The organism is Neobacillus sp. KR4-4 (genome assembly GCF_042136325.1).
Classification (GTDB): Bacteria; Bacillota; Bacilli; order Bacillales; family Cytobacillaceae; genus Neobacillus.
In genome coordinates this window covers 129,695-142,941 of record NZ_JBHHJU010000013.1, presented here as the reverse complement: position 1 = coordinate 142,941, position 13,247 = coordinate 129,695, and the positions used below count along the sequence as shown (strand labels likewise).

General features: G+C 38.3%; 17 protein-coding genes. 7 read left to right on the top strand and 10 right to left on the bottom strand.

Annotation, left to right across the window (positions count from 1 at the left end):
* Positions 1 to 198: 198 nt before the first annotated feature.
* The 5 genes from ACE198_RS15260 (at position 199) to ACE198_RS15240 (ending at position 4,611) form a co-directional block, all read left to right on the top strand.
* Positions 199 to 921: an alpha/beta hydrolase gene (locus ACE198_RS15260; protein WP_098572477.1), complete on the top strand. Its 723-nt coding sequence runs from the start codon at positions 199 to 201 to the stop codon at positions 919 to 921.
* A 111-nt stretch (positions 922 to 1,032) separates the two neighbouring features.
* Entirely contained in the window at positions 1,033 to 1,281 is a 249-nt protein-coding gene (locus tag ACE198_RS15255; protein WP_251456436.1) for a hypothetical protein, read from the top strand.
* A complete protein-coding gene (locus tag ACE198_RS15250; RefSeq protein ID WP_098572476.1) occupies positions 1,229 to 1,741 on the top strand; it encodes a YjcG family protein in 513 nt (170 codons plus the stop codon). The genes ACE198_RS15255 and ACE198_RS15250 overlap by 53 nt, the downstream gene beginning before the upstream one ends.
* A 5-nt stretch (positions 1,742 to 1,746) precedes the next feature.
* The gene (locus ACE198_RS15245; protein ID WP_375376110.1) at positions 1,747 to 2,169 is read left to right on the top strand and encodes a GNAT family N-acetyltransferase; all 423 of its coding nucleotides are present in this window, start codon (positions 1,747 to 1,749) and stop codon (positions 2,167 to 2,169) included.
* A gap of 138 nt (positions 2,170 to 2,307) precedes the next feature.
* Positions 2,308 to 4,611, top strand: a complete 2,304-nt coding sequence (locus tag ACE198_RS15240) for a UvrD-helicase domain-containing protein (protein WP_375376109.1) — start codon at positions 2,308 to 2,310, stop codon at positions 4,609 to 4,611.
* Between the two features lie 24 nt (positions 4,612 to 4,635).
* Here the strand turns inward: ACE198_RS15240 and spoVIF are convergent, their stop codons facing one another.
* The 7 genes from spoVIF to ACE198_RS15205 all read right to left on the bottom strand — a co-directional run bounded on the left by spoVIF (position 4,636) and on the right by ACE198_RS15205 (position 8,367).
* The gene (gene spoVIF / locus ACE198_RS15235; protein ID WP_251456753.1) at positions 4,636 to 4,890 is read right to left on the bottom strand and encodes a sporulation-specific transcription regulator SpoVIF; all 255 of its coding nucleotides are present in this window, start codon (positions 4,888 to 4,890) and stop codon (positions 4,636 to 4,638) included.
* Positions 4,891 to 5,059: 169 nt separating this feature from the next.
* Entirely contained in the window at positions 5,060 to 5,179 is a 120-nt protein-coding gene (locus ACE198_RS15230; protein ID WP_098572473.1) for a YjcZ family sporulation protein, read from the bottom strand.
* A 107-nt stretch (positions 5,180 to 5,286) separates the two neighbouring features.
* Positions 5,287 to 5,643, bottom strand: coding sequence for a stage V sporulation protein AE (gene spoVAE, locus ACE198_RS15225; protein WP_026566163.1), 357 nt, complete (start codon positions 5,641 to 5,643; stop codon positions 5,287 to 5,289).
* A gap of 4 nt (positions 5,644 to 5,647) precedes the next feature.
* Entirely contained in the window at positions 5,648 to 6,673 is a 1,026-nt protein-coding gene (gene spoVAD, locus ACE198_RS15220) for a stage V sporulation protein AD (RefSeq protein WP_098572472.1), read from the bottom strand.
* The gene (gene spoVAC / locus ACE198_RS15215) at positions 6,674 to 7,153 is read right to left on the bottom strand and encodes a stage V sporulation protein AC (RefSeq protein ID WP_098572471.1); all 480 of its coding nucleotides are present in this window, start codon (positions 7,151 to 7,153) and stop codon (positions 6,674 to 6,676) included.
* Between the two features lie 16 nt (positions 7,154 to 7,169).
* Complete coding sequence (locus ACE198_RS15210; RefSeq protein ID WP_098572470.1) at positions 7,170 to 7,637, bottom strand: sporulation protein; 468 nt, start codon at positions 7,635 to 7,637, stop codon at positions 7,170 to 7,172.
* 373 nt (positions 7,638 to 8,010) lie between these two features.
* Positions 8,011 to 8,367, bottom strand: coding sequence for a DUF1360 domain-containing protein (locus tag ACE198_RS15205; protein WP_098572469.1), 357 nt, complete (start codon positions 8,365 to 8,367; stop codon positions 8,011 to 8,013).
* 131 nt (positions 8,368 to 8,498) lie between these two features.
* Between ACE198_RS15205 and ACE198_RS15200 the strand changes: the two genes are divergently transcribed.
* Positions 8,499 to 9,008 (top strand): CotY/CotZ family spore coat protein, encoded by a 510-nt coding sequence (locus ACE198_RS15200; protein WP_098572468.1) that lies wholly within the window; start codon positions 8,499 to 8,501, stop codon positions 9,006 to 9,008.
* A 44-nt stretch (positions 9,009 to 9,052) separates the two neighbouring features.
* Here the strand turns inward: ACE198_RS15200 and ACE198_RS15195 are convergent, their stop codons facing one another.
* The 3 genes from ACE198_RS15195 to ACE198_RS15185 all read right to left on the bottom strand — a co-directional run bounded on the left by ACE198_RS15195 (position 9,053) and on the right by ACE198_RS15185 (position 12,415).
* Positions 9,053 to 9,565 carry a CotO family spore coat protein gene (locus ACE198_RS15195; RefSeq protein ID WP_375376108.1) on the bottom strand — a complete coding sequence of 171 codons (513 nt, stop codon included), beginning with the start codon at positions 9,563 to 9,565 and terminating at the stop codon, positions 9,053 to 9,055.
* Between the two features lie 122 nt (positions 9,566 to 9,687).
* Positions 9,688 to 10,458: an enoyl-ACP reductase FabI gene (fabI, locus tag ACE198_RS15190; protein ID WP_251456444.1), complete on the bottom strand. Its 771-nt coding sequence runs from the start codon at positions 10,456 to 10,458 to the stop codon at positions 9,688 to 9,690.
* Positions 10,459 to 10,558: 100 nt separating this feature from the next.
* Positions 10,559 to 12,415 (bottom strand): monovalent cation:proton antiporter family protein, encoded by a 1,857-nt coding sequence (locus tag ACE198_RS15185; protein ID WP_375376107.1) that lies wholly within the window; start codon positions 12,413 to 12,415, stop codon positions 10,559 to 10,561.
* Positions 12,416 to 12,504: 89 nt separating this feature from the next.
* On the opposite strand from ACE198_RS15185, the gene prpE reads away from it, so the two are divergent.
* Positions 12,505 to 13,242 carry a bis(5'-nucleosyl)-tetraphosphatase PrpE gene (prpE, locus tag ACE198_RS15180; RefSeq protein WP_098572464.1) on the top strand — a complete coding sequence of 246 codons (738 nt, stop codon included), beginning with the start codon at positions 12,505 to 12,507 and terminating at the stop codon, positions 13,240 to 13,242.
* Positions 13,243 to 13,247 lie beyond the last annotated feature (5 nt).

Genomic DNA, 13,247 nt, shown 5'->3' with positions numbered 1-13,247 from the left:
CGCCCTTGTTAAAGGAACCTCAAACCATTGGTGTGTTTGTCAAGAGCGATTGCGGGTACCTCCACTACAAAAAAGAGAGAAGAAAAAAACTTCAGGTCACTTTTTCATAGAAGTTTTGACACTACCTATTAAAAGCATTTCCACTTTAGTTTTGTTATAATGCAGTGGTAGAGATCGAATCACAGGGGGTTTTATCACATGGAGTTTCCAAAAGGAACCATCAAAGAACTTACCATTTATAGTGCAGAACTTGGAGAGGATGTTCAACTCCTTGTTTATCTGCCAGCAAACTTCTCACCATTATATAAATACTCGCTGTTAATCGCCCAGGATGGCCGAGACTATTTTCAGCTTGGTAGAATTGCGCGATTGGCAGACGAGTTTCTTTTTCAGAGAGAAATTGAAAATTTAATCATTATAGGGGTACCCTATAATGATGTAGAAGACCGCCGCAAGAAATATCATCCCAAAGGCTCTCAGAATCAACAATACATCCGGTTCCTAGCCCATGAATTAGTTCCATTTCTTGACCAAGAGTTTCCTACCTATCAAATGGGCTCAACAAGAGCACTAATCGGCGACTCCCTTGGCGGTGCTGTCTCTTTAATGACAGCGCTTCAATACCCGCATACATTCGGAAAAGTCCTTTTACACTCTCCATATGTGGATGATAGTATTTTGAGCGCCGTTAAAAACTTCTCGGAGGGACAGTTATTACAACTCTATCATGTAATTGGGAATCAAGAAACCGAAGTTCAGACAACAGACGGCAGTCTTAAAGATTTCCTAACCCCGAACAGGGAGCTTTCAAAAATAATTTCAGAGAAACCCATTACATATTTTTATGAAGAGTTTAGTGGTAATCATACCTGGACCTACTGGCAGCCTGATTTACGGCGCGCCCTTAAAATGTTGTTTTAATTAACCCCTATCAACATCATGATAAGTCATTTAATATATTTTGAAAATTTGCTATAATATTAGGAAGGTTAATTTTTGTTTTTATTATAAAGGCTGTGTTAGAGGTTAAAGTTGATTTTTAGCACTCTGTTGATTGGAGTGGAAGGCACGAAGACTCCTGCGGGAGTACGGGGCAGGGGAGACCCCGCAGGAGCAAAGCGACGAGGAGGCTCCCCGGCACGCCCGCGGAAAGCGAAGTGCCTGGAACGGAAATCAACAGACAAGTTTAACACAGCCATTATAAGTTCATCTAAATGGAGGTATACGTATGAAATTTGGAGTTGTTATTTTTCCATCAAAAAAACTACAGGATTTAGCTAATTCCTATCGAAAACGTTATGACCCGCATTATGCTTTAATTACGCCGCATCTAACATTAAAAGATGCATTTGAGGCGTCCGAAGAAGAAGCGAAAGAATATGCTGATAAATTAAGAAGATTAGCTGCCCATCACCAGGCATTTACACTAAAAACTTCGAAAATCAGCTCATTTAAACCCGTAAACAATGTTATTTATTTTAAAGTTGAAAAATCGGACGAACTAACCGCTTTGCATAACGAAGTTAATCAAGAATTTACCGAGCAAAACTTAGAATATGCATTTGTTCCGCATATTACCATTGGTCAACAGCTTTCCAATGATGAACATTCTGATGTATTTGGCTCTCTCCGTATGACAGCGATTAACCATGAAGAAACGATTGATCGTTTCCATCTTCTTTATCAATTAGAAAATGGTTCCTGGACTGTTTATGAAACATTTCGTCTTGGAAAGGAATAGTTTAAGTGAATGTAAAGATTGTTGAAAATCAAAAAGAACTTGAAGATGCTTATTTTATTAGGAAAACTGTTTTCGTTGAAGAACAGGCTGTCCCACTTGAAGAGGAAATCGACTCCTTTGAAAACGATGCAAAACATTTTGTCATGTACCATGAAGGATCTCCAGTTGGTGCTGGCCGCTTTCGTTTCGTTGATGGCTATGGAAAAGTCGAACGAATCTGTGTTTTGAAAGAGGCAAGAAAAACAGGGGCCGGAAAAGCGATTATGAATAAGATTGAAGCCTATGCACGTGAAAACGATATTCATCAATTAAAGCTTAATGCCCAAACCCAGGCCATTCCATTTTACTCGGGACTTGGTTACGAAGTTGTTTCAGAAGAATTTATGGATGCAGGAATTCCACATAAGACGATGGTGAAAAAAATATAACCTCATGAAGCACTTGACGCGGCAGCGTTAAGTGCTTTTTTGGTAATTCCATCAATGTCAAAGAACCTCTTTTAGTTCCTCCAAGGTTTTGATATGATAGAACATGTCTTGATTTTTGGATATAGAGGATAAAAAATTATGAAAACAGCGATTTATCAAAATCAGAATATTGTCCTTGAGCAATTAAGCAGGGAGCAATATCAGAAAATATTTCTTGCCGGAAAAAATGGTCATTTAAGTTGTCCAATCTGTAACCAAAACGTTCGCTTGTTTTTAGGTATACACAAGGAACCACATTTTTTCCATACACATTCACCTGAAAAACATTGTCCAGAGCCCGAAATCGTGATCGATGTCAAGGCTGATATACAACCAACCACTGAATTGAATGGATTTAGCATCCCAAAGGGTAGGACGATTACAATACCCCCGCAAAGCATTGACCAATTCAAAGCCGCTAAAACGATTGAATATTCTGTTCCATTTAACCTGCCAGATAAAAACAATCTGGAGGAACTCTCACCTTTTTTACAACAACTTGCAGGAAATGGAGTTGTTCTTGATGAAAGTCAGGCTGCCGCTGTCAAAGAGACGGATGGCTCACTGTTGGTACTTGCTGGTGCCGGAAGTGGTAAAACTCGGGTATTAACAGTCCGAACAGCATATATGCTGGCTGAAAAACTCATCGACCCGAAAACGATCATGCTTGTCACTTTCACATCAAAAGCGGCAGCAGAAATGAAGCATCGGCTGCTTTCCTATCCACAAATAAAACGCGATAAAATTAATCAACTTGTTACTGGTACTTTTCACAGTATTTTTTATCGCATCCTGATGTTCCACGACGCACATAATTGGTCATCAGACAAACTATTAAAAAAAGAATGGCAGCGTGACAAAATCCTGAAGGAAGCAGGAAAAGAACTTGATCTATCTGAAAAAGAGTTTGCCTATGATTTAGCTCTTCAGCAAATCGGCCTATGGAAGAACTCTCTGTTAATGCCCGATGAAGTGAAGCCCAATACTGATTGGGAAGAAAAAACCGCCTTTTTATATAAAAAATATGAGGCCTATAAGAAAAAAGAGGGACTGTTTGATTTTGATGATATGTTGATTGGCTGCTATCATCTGTTTATCTCATCCCCCTCCCTGCTTGACCAGTACCAAAATCGTTTTCATCATTTTTTAATTGATGAGTTTCAGGATATAAATAAGGTTCAATACGAACTCATTAAACTATTATCTGCAAAACATAAAAATGTTTGTGCAGTTGGAGATGATGATCAAGCCATTTATTCATTTAGAGGAAGTGACCCAAGTTATTTACTACAGTTTGAAAAGGATTTTCCCAATGCAAAAATGGTCACACTTGATCAAAATTATCGATCTTCACATGAAATTGTTTCCTCTGCAAACCAGATGATTGCTGCGAATAAAATCAGAAGACCAAAGAAAATGAAGGCACAGTTTTCTTCAGGAGCACTTCCAAAGTTATTTTTTCCCTATAATGAAGAGGAAGAAGCAACGATGGTTATCACAGATATACAAGAGCGTATTTCTAATGGAGCAAACCCTTCCGACTTTGCCATTCTTTATCGAACCAATGCCGGCTCGCGTGCGGTGTTTGAAAGATTGGCCGGCTCCAACCTTCCATTTAAGATTGACCTAGATGCAGAAGCTTTTTACGATCGTTATATTGTTAGAAGCGCCCTTTCCTTTCTAAAGGTGAGCCTAAATGAGGATGACCCACAGGCTATGTCTGAGATATTACCTTTGTTATTTCTAAGGCAAACGGTCCTTAAAGAATTAAAAGCACAAAGCATCTTGAAGGATTGCAGTATGCTTGAAGCGCTTAGCCACTTAACTACCGCTCATGCTTTTCAAGAAAAAAAATTAAAAAAAGCGGTCACAATTATTCGGGGATTGAAGCATTCACCCCCACACTCAGCACTTGAAAAAGTCGAAAAAGATATAGGCTTCCTTGATTTTTTAAAAAAACGGGGTAACGAGTCAAATAAGCTTGAAAAAGGCTCTGACGATCTAAAAGACTTAAAAGTGGCTGCAAAAAGCTTCGATAAAATTGAAGCGTTCCTTGCTCATGCAGAACATATGTCGGCAATGAACAAAGAAATTAAAAATTTAAGTAAACATTTTCATGAAGCTATTAGTCTTAGTACGATTCACCGCTCAAAAGGTCTCGAATATAAAACGGTTTATATTGTCGGTGCTGTCGACGGCAGTTTACCGCACGATTTTGCACTGGAAGCGTATCGAAATGGCGACTTTATTGCACTTGAAGAAGAAAGAAGATTATTTTACGTAGCGATGACTCGAGCTAAAGATCAGCTTTTTATCTCCATTCCAGAAAATAGACGAGGCAAAAAGGCACATCGCTCGCGCTTTATAGCGCCCCTTAATAAAAAGAAGAAGACCACTTCCTAATTTAGGAAGGAGGTCTTCTTCTTTTTATTTTTTATTAATCATATTAGAGATTGTATTAAGATCCAGTTGCTTTCCATCATTAATAATGGATTTAACAATTTGATCTTCCATTTCTTGACTTACCGGTTTATTTGCAATTTGAGAAACACGACGAATTACATTGCGGACAGTTTTTTCATCCTGAAAATTGGCGTTTTGTAATGAATTAGCTAATTCAAAGATATCTTTCATATTCACGCCTGTTTTCTTTTCAATGTTTTTAAAAAATCCATTATCCATATTCAAAGATCACGCTCCTTCATAAACTACTTCTATTGTATGAAGGATGGGTAATTTGGTGAATAAAATTGGAAAAGCGTACGTGCCTCTAGGCACTATTCAGTAAAAAAAGTGAAAGGGCTGGCTTCTTTTTCAGGCCAACCCATTTCCCTACAGCAAGCACTACCTATTAATAGAAGCTTGCACCAACGATGATTAAAAGGATGAATAATACGACGATTAATACAAAAGTTGAACCGTAGCCAAATCCACCGCCGTAACCGTAACCACAGCCGCCATATCCAAACATAGAATGTCACCTCACTTCTGTAATCTCATTAATAACATATGAAATTACATTCTACTGTGTGTAGGCGCGCCATCTATTTCAGTAAATTGGATTCAAAAATGTTTAGTTTAACCCTTAGGTTTAAATATTAATGCACCGATAAATCCGAAAATAATCGCTGCTGAAACACCAGAGCTGGTCACTTGAAACATCCCAGTCAACACGCCAATAAGGCCATGTTTCTCTGCATCCTGCATGGCTCCATGAACTAAGGAATTACCAAAACTGGTAATTGGAATGGTAGCACCAGCCCCAGCAAAGTCAACGAGTGGTTCATAAAGTCCGAAACCATCTAATACAGCGCCAATTACCACGAGCAAACTCAGTGTATGGCCAGGAGTAAGCTTTGCAACATCAAATAAAAGCTGCCCAATTACGCAGATTAGCCCGCCAATTACAAATGCCCAAAAAAACATTGCTAACATAGGATCACCCCTTATCTTCGTTCATTTCAATAGCAACAGCATGTGCAATACATGGAATGGATTCGTTTTGCTGAAAGCTGAGCGGGGACAGCAATGCACCTGTTGCGACTACTAAAATCCGTTTATATGTACCCTTTTTCAATTGGTTCAATAAATGTCCGTACAAGACTGTTGCTGAGCACCCAGCCCCACTTCCTCCAGACTGTACCGGCTGATCATCCTTATACATTAATAACCCGCAATCTTGGAATTGTCCTCGTTCTAATTCGAGTCCACTTTTGTTTATTAATTCAAAGGCTGTATCATGACCGACCCTGCCTAAGTCTCCTGTAACAATCAAATCATAATAGGAGGGGTCTAATTGCAAATCACGGAAATGAGCAATAATGGTATCAGCTGCGGCAGGAGCCATCGCCCCTCCCATATTAAAGGGATCTGTTAATCCCATATCAATCACTTTTCCGATCGTAGCCGCGGTTGTAACCGGAAATACCTGCCCAGGTTCATTAGGCTGCACAAGTGCCACGCCTGCTCCTGTTATCGTCCATTGTGCAGTCGGCGGTTTTTGACCTCCATACTCGGTTGGGTAGCGAAACTGTTTTTCAACCGCTGCATTATGGCTCGATGCACCTGTCAGGACGTAATTTGCTCCCTGGTAATTTACAACAAATGAAGCCAGTGCCAACCCTTCCATGGATGTAGAACATGCACCAAATAGACCGAAATAAGGAATCTGCATGGTTCTTGCGGCAAAACTTGTTGGTGTTATTTGATTAATTAAATCTCCAGCAAATAAAAATTGGATCTGTTCCTTTTCCATATTTCTTTTATTTAATGCTGTTTTAATCGCCTCTTCTAATAGTAACCGGTGTGCTTTTTCATATGTTTCCTTCCCCATCCATAAGTCTTCATATAGTAAATCGAAATCCTCTGCTAAATTACCATTGGCTTCAAACGGTCCACCAGTAACTCCGGTAGAAGTGATCATTGGCCGATTTGTAAAAATCCATGATTGGTGCCCTTTTAACAATTACAATACCCCCCAAATCACCAGCAGGGTCTTAATCAGTGCCACAACAAATGCCGAGAAAACACCGAAGAGTATGACTGACCCTGCAAGCTTAAACATATTTCCACCCACTCCTAAAACAAAGCCTTCTGTTCGATGCTCTATTGCTGCAGATATTACTGCATTTCCGAAGCCTGTAACGGGCACAGCACTCCCTGCCCCTGCAAATTGTCCAAGTCGATCGTATACTCCAAATCCAGTTAGTAACATAGACAAAAATACCATGGTTGCTACCGTTGGATTTCCTACACTCTGTTCAGTAAAATCAAAATAATAAATATAAAAATAACTGATGGCTTGACCGATCACACATATTATACCGCCAACAAAAAATGCTTTTATACAGTTCTTCAGAACAGGCCGTTTAATTTCATGCTTCTGTTGAAGTTGTTGATAGTTGCGCTGCTGGGGTGTCATATTTTTTTGTTTACTCGTTGCCATCTATTTTCTTCCTTTCTTACTTCAATTCTTTTGTCATCTTAACGATTTCGTTAAAACGTTTTTCAGCTTTCTTCCCTGTATATTTTGAGGATTTCATTTTCTCATCAAGTCTGACTGTTTCTAGAAAAATTTTATAGTCACTTGAGATTGTAAAGTTTTCATCTGGATATTTTCGTTCCAGCATTTTGTTGATATTTTTTTCAATTTTTTTCATTTTAAATCGATATAAATGTTTAACTTTATAAACAACTAGTGTATCTTTCTTTCCTTCCACAACAGCCACATCATATAATTCTGGAAACGAGCTGACATCCTGCTCAATGTCTTTAATCTGATCTTTACTTTTATTCTTTTGTGTTACGATTGGGCTAGGATTCGTTTTTTTCATAAGTGTTAATTGGCTATCCGTAACCTGTTGGTTTTGATCACAGGAGGAAAGTAACATTAAACAAGCAAGTAAAACCCATCGATGAGTAGCTCTCATATGATTCCCATCCCTTGTTCCATTTTATATTTACCGCTACTATATAGTTTTTTCGACAATGATTAAAATTATGAGGAATAACTTTTATTTTATCTTTTGTTTTAGAAAAATAAAAAACTGCCAGCTAATCTGACAGTTCCTCTTACTTACTTTGAAGTTTTTTTCCCACAGCCACAACCTGTTCCTTTTTGCTTTATCGATTTTGATGGTTGATACATGTTAGTTGATTGTGACGATTGAATTGATTGTGAATACTCAGTTGATTGAACTCTCCTTTTCTTTTGACTCATGGATACTCTCTCCCTCGCTCTTAATACTATGTCCACTGCTATAGAATATGAACAACCTATAATCCTTGTCTCAGCGAAAAACACTATTTTTCGATAAAAAACTGCACAATCGACTCCATTATGGATGCACATCCCGCAACCGCCAAAATTAAGATAATTGGAAACGAAAAGTCCGGGAATAACATTGATAAACAAACAATTCCAATGGAAGTCCATATTCCTGTACACCAATAACAGCTAATAAGTTCTCCAAAAAATTTTTTAACTCCCTTATCTTTCGGTACGTAATAAACTTCCATTTCTCCGTACTCATTTTTTTCTTTTATTTCATTGAAAAACGGAACCCGAATAAACTCGGTAATCTTATCAAAAACAAGTAACCTTGTCAGCCTAAAGCTCGCCAGCGATAGTAGAAGTAAGTTTAATAAGGTTATTTTCATTTTAGAGGATCCTTTCAAAGAGCTTTTCTTAGCCTAATTTGCTTAAATAAGGCGATTGTCCGTGTCCCAAGAGTGCTCTGTGAAATATGTTAGTATTGTAAGATAAATATCGGAATAAGGAGGAAAAATAAATGGGTTGTGGAAATAATCATGATTTTCGTCACGGGAATTGCGTTTGTGAAGTCGTTCGTGCCATTAAGGACATCCAGGACAATGCAGTTGAAGAAGACGAATGCCCTGAGTGTTCCAGTTGTTTTGCTGAGCCCCTCGGGTCATTGGTGTCTCCCGTAAGGAGAGATCCTGTCGATACTCGCGTATTTGTATTAAGTACTGCAGATGGCTCTCCATTCCATGCATTCTTTAGTAACGAAAATAATGCATGTGTGTCTATCTACTTCCGTGTAGAAGATGTATTTGATAATTGTTGCGCTACACTTCGTGTGTTAGTACCAGGACGCCGCGAAGGTGGTACTTTCTGTCCAGTTAACTTGGTTTCAGGTGGAGATAAATGCTGTATCAACCTCGATAAAGTTTGTCAAGTTGAACGTTTCCGCGCAAGTAATGACTGTATTACAGTTGACTTAAGTTGCTTCTGTGCAGTGCAATGTATTGCTGATGTAAACTTAGGAATTTGTAACTAAAAATGTAGCCAGTCGGTAAAACGGCTGGCTTTTTTATGTTCCAACTATTTCCCTATCCCAATCAAGATGATATTTGTAAGTTCATGTACGGGCACAGTTTTAGTTGTTTTATCATGAAAGCGAATGGTCACATCTTGACCATCGTAATCGATCAGATACCCTTGATAATTATTTTCCTCCGTAACAAAAACACATGGAGCAGGCGGGAGGACCTTCGGATAGTTCTTTAAATATTCTATGCGTTCTTCTATACTCATTTCTTTAAAAGGCTTAACCCGCTTAAAAGATGTAAGCTGCCTTTTTTGAGGTGGTTTAGATGCTGTACCCTGTGAATTCGTGTGTGGTTTTGTAGATGGATTCTCTATTTTAGATCCTATCTCTTTTTTTGCGAGAGAAATTTCTTTATTATTATTTTCTTCATTTAACGGCATTTCTTTCTCTATGTCCACTAGTAGTTCCTGTTTTGCAGTGAATATGTCCTGCATATTCATGGCAGGAGTTCTTGAAAACGGTTGATGTATATAGAGTAGTGGTCCATTGCTCTTTTTTGTCGACATGCTCAGTACCTCCATTTACGTAATCCTACAATTATATTTATGCGGAATGCCTAATCGCGTTCATACGAAAACTAAGAAATTTCTACATAAAAAGGCCCGCATTATTCTGCGGGCCTTCAAAATTATAGGATATGGTATCCAGAATCCACGTGAATGTTTTCTCCAGTAATTCCTCTTGATAGATCACTGAAGAGAAACACGGCAGTGTCTCCCACTTCTTCTGGAGTGGTTGCTCGGCGTAATGGAGCTCTTTCTTCAATTTCTTTTAAGATGGAATTAAAATCACTTATTCCTTTTGCGGATAAGGTACGAATTGGACCTGCAGAAATCGAATTAACACGAATGTTTTCTTTACCAAGGTCTGCAGCTAAGTAACGAACACTAGCATCAAGAGAAGCTTTAGCTACTCCCATAACATTATAGTTCTGGATGGCACGTTCGCCGCCTAAGTATGTCAATGTGACAATACTTCCTCCCTCAGTCATTAATCCTCTTGCTTCTTTCGCTACAGCTGTTAAGGAATATGAGCTGATATTGTGAGCGAGCAAAAAGCCCTCTCTAGTTGTGCTTAAATACTCCCCGCTAAGTTCTTCTTTATTTGCAAATGCGATGCAGTGTGCTACTCCATGAATGGAACCAACTGATTCTTTGATTTCAGCAAAGCATCTTGCAACTTCTTCATCGTTTGTTACATCACATGGTAAAACAATTGTCCCTTCGGCTTCTAACGAACCTGCCAGTTCTCGGACACTGCTTTCTAACCTTTCACCTGCATAGGTAAAAATTAATCTTGCTCCTGCATTGTGCAATGAGCGGGCAATTCCCCACGCGATACTGCGTTTATTGGCTACACCCATTACTACGTATGTTTTTCCAGATAATGAAAGGTTCATATAAAAAAGTCCTCCTACAATTACACATGATATTAGTACTTGGTACTAATTTTACACTAATTTGTCATAAATGAAAAGTTTCCCTTTTTCAAAAATAAACTCAGGTTTCGCAGAATTCCAATTCTCTTTTCAACTCATCAACATATTCCTTCGAGCCTGTAACGATTAAACGGTCATTCATCTCTAGTTCTGTATCTCCATGCGGAACGATGGAATCCTTTCCCCGAAAAATTCGGACAAAAATAATATCACCCGTAAACGGAAACCTCCTTATTGACATCCCATCAAATTGGCTATTCATCATGACAATTTCATAAAGTCCTGTCTCTTGGTTGGTAAGTATATTGATTAGGGTTGGAGATTCAATCAATGCCCGAAGTAACACTTTTGTCGACATAAATGTAGAAAATACCTCTACATTATGCCCTCGTAAGTTTTCCTCTATATCTGGACTTTCAATTCGCGCAATAACCCTAGATACTCCTCTTTCTTTCGCAACAACGGACAATGCTGCATTCACCTTCTCATCACCAGTTGATAATACGACAACTTCTGATTGAAAGACTTTTGTATTCTCCAACGTTTCGAGTGAATAGTCTGGAATTTCAACGATATCAAATAGTGAATCGGCAATTTGTTTTTCTGATTTCTCCATTCGGGTATGATAAAGGATTGGATCATACAGTCCTAACTTTAATTCTCGTGAAACAGGCATTGTCGTCTGATTGGCACCTAAGAATGCTATACTAACTGTTTTATTTGCAACCACTTCTTTAGGAAATAACTTTTTAAAAACAATGGGTGTAAAAATAGAGGTGATTACTGCCACTAAAATTAGTGTTCCACTCATCTCCGCTGATATGATTTCTAGTCTTTCTCCAATTGTAGCGGCCGCGATGACCAGTGAAAGAGTAGAAGTAAGCAAAAAGCCAGACGCAATGACCGTTTTCAAATCATACCAAATTTTTAATAAGTAAACTGGTAAGAGTTTTGAAAAAAGCAACCCTACTAATAAAAGCGGTATTAATAACAAAAGCTTTTTTTCACTAAAAAGCGACCAAATATCTAAATTTACTCCTACCATCACAAAAAAGATAGGAATCAAGAAGCCATACCCAAAAGAATCTAACTTATGTATAAGCTCTTGGTTGGGTGCTAACAGGGATACAAGTACTCCCGCTAGAAAGGCTCCTAAGATATTTTCAGCACCTACGGTTTCAGAAAGCCCCACTAAAACAATAATTAGTGTAAAAACTGCCCTGGTTCCAATTTGGACGGTCCCCGTTGACAAAGATTCAATAAATGTACGATTTTTAAATCTTTTTCCAAGAAAATAAAGAACGATACCAGCCGCAAACAAAATAAGTAACAGCCACGTATTCCCATGTCCTGATTCATTTAACGAAACAAACACAGCGAGTAAAATCATGGTCACTAAATCTGCAATGACCGCAACCAATAAAATAATTTGGCCGATTCCAGTTTTCATCAAATGGGCCTCTTTCAAGGTTGGAACCACTACACCCAAAGATATCGTCGAAATGATTAGCGTCATTAAAAAGGCATTTTCAATAAAACCTGCCATGACAAAGACAATGGATAGACCGAGAGAGAAGATAAAAACCCCTGCAAAGATTAGTGACGCCACAACAAATGAATTGGGCTCCTTTTTCCCATTTGGAAGCACCTTACGCTTATTTCCTCCAGCAAAAGCTTTAAAATCGATTTCAAGACCGCTTAAAAACATAAGAAAAATAAAACCAAGTGTTGATAAGGTGGAAAGCCAAATATCTTTATGAACTACATCGAAACCACTCTTCCCTATGACAAGTCCCATAATTATTTCAGCGACCACTACAGGGATAAAATTCAATTTAAATCGATGTAAAAAAATCGGGGTGATAAATGCCATTGTTACTACAATTAATAAAGAAATAACTGAAACATTTTGCTCCATATTATGACTCCCTTCATTCATTAGGTAGGAATTCTTTTTATAAAATCCAACGCTTCGACTAAAAATATGGTGGACAAGGAGTTGATCCAATGAAAATTGATGTAATCGGTGATATCCATGGATGTTTAGCAGAATTTAAGGAACTCACCTTAAAGCTTGGCTATAAATGGGAAAATGGAATCCCCCTTCACGAAAACAGAGTACTTGGTTTTTTAGGTGATTTAACAGACCGTGGACCTGCTTCACTACATGTAATCGAAATTGTTTGGCAGTTGGTGATGAAAGAAAAAAAGGCTTACTACACACCAGGGAATCATTGTAATAAGTTATATCGTTTCTTCCTAGGCAACAAAGTTCAGATTGCACATGGGCTAGAAACAACCGTTGCTGAGTATGAATCATTATATAAAAAAGAACAGCAATCCATTCGAAAAAAATTTATTGAACTCTACGAAAACGCTCCACTCTATTTAGTATTAGACAACAAGAAGCTTGTTATCGCGCATGCAGGGATTAAACAAGAATTTATCGGACAATCCCATGGAAAAGTTAAGGATTTTGTTCTTTACGGGGATATCACAGGGAAAAAGCACCCGGATGGTTCTCCAATTCGAAGGGATTGGGCAAAGGAGTATCATGGTGAGCCATGTATCATTTATGGTCATACGCCAGTTAAAGAGCCAAGGTACATAAATAATACGTACAATATTGATACTGGCGCTGTCTTTGGCGGAAAACTTACGGCCTTAAGATATCCCGAAATGGAATTGGTGTCAGTTACATCTACTATGCCATATGTGGAGGAAAAATTTAAACAATTTGATTAGGAGTA

Coding starts and splice junctions, on each gene's coding strand:
- spoVAC (WP_098572471.1), bottom strand. CDS start 7,153: ATGGCAACGAGTAAACAAAAAAATATGACACCCCAGCAGCGCAACTAT.
- ACE198_RS15205 (WP_098572469.1), bottom strand. CDS start 8,367: ATGAAAATAACCTTATTAAACTTACTTCTACTATCGCTGGCGAGCTTT.
- ACE198_RS15200 (WP_098572468.1), top strand. CDS start 8,499: ATGGGTTGTGGAAATAATCATGATTTTCGTCACGGGAATTGCGTTTGT.
- prpE (WP_098572464.1), top strand. CDS start 12,505: ATGAAAATTGATGTAATCGGTGATATCCATGGATGTTTAGCAGAATTT.
- spoVAE (WP_026566163.1), bottom strand. CDS start 5,643: ATGTTAGCAATGTTTTTTTGGGCATTTGTAATTGGCGGGCTAATCTGC.
- ACE198_RS15210 (WP_098572470.1), bottom strand. CDS start 7,637: ATGAGAGCTACTCATCGATGGGTTTTACTTGCTTGTTTAATGTTACTT.
- spoVIF (WP_251456753.1), bottom strand. CDS start 4,890: ATGGATAATGGATTTTTTAAAAACATTGAAAAGAAAACAGGCGTGAAT.
- ACE198_RS15250 (WP_098572476.1), top strand. CDS start 1,229: ATGAAATTTGGAGTTGTTATTTTTCCATCAAAAAAACTACAGGATTTA.
- ACE198_RS15240 (WP_375376109.1), top strand. CDS start 2,308: ATGAAAACAGCGATTTATCAAAATCAGAATATTGTCCTTGAGCAATTA.
- ACE198_RS15260 (WP_098572477.1), top strand. CDS start 199: ATGGAGTTTCCAAAAGGAACCATCAAAGAACTTACCATTTATAGTGCA.
- ACE198_RS15230 (WP_098572473.1), bottom strand. CDS start 5,179: ATGTTTGGATATGGCGGCTGTGGTTACGGTTACGGCGGTGGATTTGGC.
- ACE198_RS15185 (WP_375376107.1), bottom strand. CDS start 12,415: ATGGAGCAAAATGTTTCAGTTATTTCTTTATTAATTGTAGTAACAATG.
- fabI (WP_251456444.1), bottom strand. CDS start 10,458: ATGAACCTTTCATTATCTGGAAAAACATACGTAGTAATGGGTGTAGCC.
- ACE198_RS15195 (WP_375376108.1), bottom strand. CDS start 9,565: ATGTCGACAAAAAAGAGCAATGGACCACTACTCTATATACATCAACCG.